Origin of the sequence: Vibrio sp. OPT46, assembly GCF_015163535.1 — a bacterium.
GTDB classification, from domain to species: domain Bacteria; phylum Pseudomonadota; class Gammaproteobacteria; order Enterobacterales; family Vibrionaceae; genus Vibrio; species Vibrio alginolyticus.
The window spans coordinates 1-503 of the sequence record NZ_JADDYG010000425.1 but is presented as its reverse complement, the minus strand read 5'-3'; the positions used below and the strand labels follow the sequence as shown (position 1 = coordinate 503).

The following is a 503-nucleotide window of genomic DNA, read 5'->3' as shown; positions in this document are numbered from 1 at the left end:
ATGTATGGTACGCCCCGTTTTGCAAGTGAAAAATCCAAATAACGGCGTTGGTTTGCGCTAATGTATTCAGAGTCTAATTGGGACACTGATTAGTTAGCCCCAGCTCTACGATGAGATCCGCGCCAGATTGTCCTCAAAAACGTGAAAGCACTCTAGTTGCTGTTCTGTCCATCAGGTCTTCAATCTGGTGGTCTAACCGTTTTGTCATCTTTCATTACCATATGCAAATCTAGATTAAACTCTTAATTCAAAGGGCTTGTGACTTGTCATTACTGACCATGCAATCCTCGCTAGCTTATTTGCTAACGCAACTAGAGCAACATTAAAAGGCTTTCGACGTTTCAAATCTAATAACCATGAACCGAAATAGCGTTCAGCAGTTTCTTCCCTCCACATCACTGCTCGTGCGGCATGAACAAAGAGTTCTCTCAGCTCTTTATTTCCTCGCTTTGAAATTCCCAGCATCCGTTGTTTCCCTCCAGTCGAGTACTGGAATGGTACAA

Annotated in this window: 1 protein-coding gene; it reads right to left on the bottom strand. The window is 43.1% G+C overall.

What is annotated here, in order from left to right:
* Positions 1–234: 234 nt before the first annotated feature.
* The coding region (locus IQR33_RS18890; protein ID WP_193838021.1) for a transposase at positions 235–503 on the bottom strand (269 nt) is incomplete at its 5' end.